Source organism: Curvivirga aplysinae (assembly GCF_009711445.1).
GTDB classification, from domain to species: domain Bacteria; phylum Pseudomonadota; class Alphaproteobacteria; order UBA8366; family Aestuariispiraceae; genus Curvivirga; species Curvivirga aplysinae.
Window position 1 is genome coordinate 1 of the sequence record NZ_SMMC01000041.1, and the last position, 3322, is coordinate 3322.

Here is a 3322-nt window from a genome sequence, read left to right on the forward strand (position 1 = left end):
GATATATGGAGCTGGGATAACTTGGATTTATACGATGACTATGAAAAGGCCGGGTAAGCAGACGGCAGTATTGATTGAGAAGTTACGAGAAGAGATTATTGCTGGTGAACGCCTGCCAAATACACCATTGCGTCAGGATAAGTTAGCTGAAGAATATCAAGTTAGTCGCATGCCAATTCGGGAAGCTTTGCGAGTGCTGGCCGCAGAAGGTTTAGTGGAAATTATTCCCAATAAAGGCGCGCGCGTTGCACCTATTCAAGTTGCTGAAATAAAAGAAATATATGAAATGCGTATCGCGGCAGAAACATTGGCGATGCGCTATGCTATGCCGGAATTGAACAATCGCCAAATTGAAATGGCAAAAGAAATTAACGATGAAATTGGGCACGCTAACCCACAGGAATATGGGCGGCTTAACAAGAAATTCCATGAGGCTTTATATACACCAAGTCATATGCCACGCCTTTTGACGCATATTTCTGAATTGGCAGATATTTCAGATCGTTATCTGAGATTAACGGTACGTGAGCTGGATTATGCAGCACATTCCAATGAAGAGCATGATCAATTGATAGATGCTTGTTTTAAACGTGATACAGATCGCGCCCTTAAAATATTAACCAAGCATATCAAGGATGCGGGACAAGCATTAGAGGCGCATTTAAATAAAGACATGGGGAATAATGATGCTTAAAGATTTTTCGTTTCAAGCTTCCTTTATGGGATTACTTGCTGCATTTGTGGGTTTTACCAGTTCTTTTGCAATTGTACTACAAGGTTTGACGGCCGTTGGGGCAACTGAACTTCAGGCAGCTTCCGGGTTATTTGCATTGTCTATGGCGATGGGTATTGCAGGTATCTTGTTAAGCGTTATTTATCGCATGCCAATAAGTGCTGCATGGTCAACACCCGGGGCTGCGCTTCTTGTCACATCAGGTGTTGTTGAAGGCGGATTTGCTGGCGCGGTAGGCGCTTTCTTAATTTGTAACATAATGATTGTAATCGCCGGATTGTGGAAGCCTCTAGGTGTAGCAGTCAGTAAAATTCCGTCCTCAATTGCCAATGCCATGCTGGCGGGGGTATTGGTGAACCTCTGTTTAGCGCCAGTCAAGGCCATTGCTTTTGATCCAGCGCTTGGGTTACCGATCCTTATTGCTTGGATCGTGGTTGGGCGGTTTAATAAGTTATTTGCAGTGCCTGCCGCGTTTCTTGCCTTTATTCTTGTATTGATTTTTGGGGTGGATATTCCGGAGGATGCCACAAGTCAGCTTGCTGCATCGATTGCAATTCCAACGGAATTTGTTTGGCCAGAATTTAGTGTCTCTGCATTGATAGGTATTGCGTTACCATTATTTCTTGTGACGATGGCATCACAGAATATTCCCGGTGTGGCGGTTTTAAAAGTGAATGGATTTGAACCTAAACCAGGGCCTTTATTTGCATGGACGGGGGGGCTTTCACTGATCTCGGCCCCATTTGGTGGCCACGGAATTAACTTAGCTGCCATTACGGCGGCGCTCTGTGCTGGGCTGGATGCTAATAAAGATCCGGCTAAACGTTATTGGGCAGCCATAATGTCCGGGGTGGGTTACGTGGTTTTCGGTTTGTTTGCAGGTGTTGTTACGACTTTGGTGGGGCTTGCTCCCTCAATTTTACTCCATGCAGTAGCAGGTTTAGCCTTAATTGGTGCGTTTTCTACGTCGGCCATGGCAGCGTTCAAAGAGGCAGGGGATCGCGAAGCAGCGGCCGTTACTTTCCTGTTCACTGCTTCGGGAATCTCTTTCTGGGGTATTTCAGGGGCCTTTTGGGGCTTAATCGCTGGGGGATTGGTGTATCTCTTTACACATAGAGAGAAGAAAGAGGTTTAATCTTCATAGTGACTGCCATCTTTATGTTTGAAACGTGCAATTTCCCCTTCATATCTGGGTTCATCTATCAGTAAATCTATATCTGGATAATGCCCTTCATCTGCTTGAGATCGACCGCCAATTTCCAGAATGATCACGTTATCATCAGATTTATTGACTAGCTGATGGCCATCCGGGTTGCCCGCTTTGAAACCTGCGTAATCACCCGTCGTAAGTGTTGTTTCACCTTGATCCGTAATCAAGGTCGCTGTTCCAGCAATTATATAGATTAATTCATCTTCAGCAGTATGCCAGTGACGTTGAGAGGAGGCTTGCCCTGGGGGCAAGATTGTTTGGTTCACGCCAAATTGATTCAAGCCAAAGATGTCCCCAATTTTGGCTTTTTGTCGATCTTTGCAAATTTTATCATAGGGCGCTGGATAGCCACTGCCTTGATGGTAATTCAAGTCATCTTGTGAAAGTTTAAGGGGAGGTGACTGTTCCTCTGGCATAGTAAATTCCTGATCTTTGTAGCTTTTATTGATTATTTATTTTTTAATATGGTCATTGTTTCGCTTTTGATCAATGAGCTGGTCCTTCTTAGATTTAGATTACATCCTAAAACGGTTAAGGATTTTTTCTAACTCGCCATTTTGTTTTATAATTTCTAAGCCTCTATTAAAATCGTTCATTAAAGTCACGCTATCGGGAAGTTGTTTGGAAAAGATTAAGAAAAGGTCGTTTTGTGCTAAAGGCGGGTCAAGTTTTACAAAATCATCCATTTCAAAGCTTCTATGTTGGCTCACTTCATATTGAAATACCGTTTCACTAGCCGCCATTAAATCAACTCTTCCATAGAAAAGCTTGCGAATATTTACTATTTGATTAGGAGCATATTCTTTTCTTAGATAGGTTGCAGAGTCAAATTCAGGGCTATAAACCCACCCAGTGCCTACAGCGATACTAAAGTTTACTAGATCTTTTAAATTTGTGTATTTTGAGGGTTTGAAACCTTTCTTGGCGAATAAAACAACTGAATCTGTATAAACGATGTTACTATAGTGAAAAACTTCTGCACGTTCATCGCTATAATATGCAGCCATAATACCATCATATTCACCGCGTTCGGCTAATATTAAAGTTCGTTGCCAAGGTAGGAATGTTAGATTTGTTTCATGGCCAACAGCTTTGAAGGCCGCGTCTGTTATAGCACTGAAGAAGCCATGCTCTGGGAGGGTGTCTGAAAAATAAGGGGCCCAATCTGTTGTTGCGAGTTTGACTTCGCGTGCCTGAATGGAGCCTGTCGTGACAATAAAAGAAATTACAAAAATTAATAAATATCTATATTTCATTGTTTGGACCCCCAAATCATAGTTACGCCCTCTGAAATAGTTCAGGCGCGATCGATTTGATGTAAAAATTCGCCCAGAAATTGACTATTCCTTAAGATGAATAATTCTATACTATTATATTTT

At 42.4% G+C, this 3322-nt stretch carries 4 protein-coding genes; 2 read left to right on the plus strand and 2 right to left on the minus strand.

From position 1 onward, the window contains the following. Positions 1-34: 34 nt before the first annotated feature. Both E1160_RS00395 and E1160_RS00400 read left to right on the plus strand, forming a co-directional pair. Positions 35-694 (plus strand): GntR family transcriptional regulator, encoded by a 660-nt coding sequence (locus tag E1160_RS00395; RefSeq protein WP_155153015.1) that lies wholly within the window; start codon positions 35-37, stop codon positions 692-694. Continuing rightward, complete coding sequence (locus E1160_RS00400) at positions 687-1868, plus strand: benzoate/H(+) symporter BenE family transporter (protein WP_155153018.1); 1182 nt, start codon at positions 687-689, stop codon at positions 1866-1868. Before E1160_RS00395 ends, E1160_RS00400 begins: the two co-directional genes overlap by 8 nt. On the opposite strand, the gene E1160_RS00405 is transcribed toward E1160_RS00400, so the two are convergent. Both E1160_RS00405 and E1160_RS00410 read right to left on the minus strand, forming a co-directional pair. After that, complete coding sequence (locus E1160_RS00405; protein WP_155153016.1) at positions 1865-2359, minus strand: cupin domain-containing protein; 495 nt, start codon at positions 2357-2359, stop codon at positions 1865-1867. The genes E1160_RS00400 and E1160_RS00405 overlap by 4 nt on opposite strands. Before the next feature lie 99 nt (positions 2360-2458). Next, complete coding sequence (locus E1160_RS00410; RefSeq protein ID WP_155153017.1) at positions 2459-3199, minus strand: substrate-binding periplasmic protein; 741 nt, start codon at positions 3197-3199, stop codon at positions 2459-2461. Positions 3200-3322: the final 123 nt, after the last annotated feature.

What these genes read in the sequence shown, in the direction of transcription:
- E1160_RS00395 (WP_155153015.1), top strand. Translation starts at nt 35, where the DNA reads ATGACTATGAAAAGGCCGGGTAAGCAGACGGCAGTATTGATTGAGAAG.
- E1160_RS00400 (WP_155153018.1), top strand. Translation starts at nt 687, where the DNA reads ATGCTTAAAGATTTTTCGTTTCAAGCTTCCTTTATGGGATTACTTGCT.
- E1160_RS00405 (WP_155153016.1), bottom strand. Translation starts at nt 2,359, where the DNA reads ATGCCAGAGGAACAGTCACCTCCCCTTAAACTTTCACAAGATGACTTG.
- E1160_RS00410 (WP_155153017.1), bottom strand. Translation starts at nt 3,199, where the DNA reads ATGAAATATAGATATTTATTAATTTTTGTAATTTCTTTTATTGTCACG.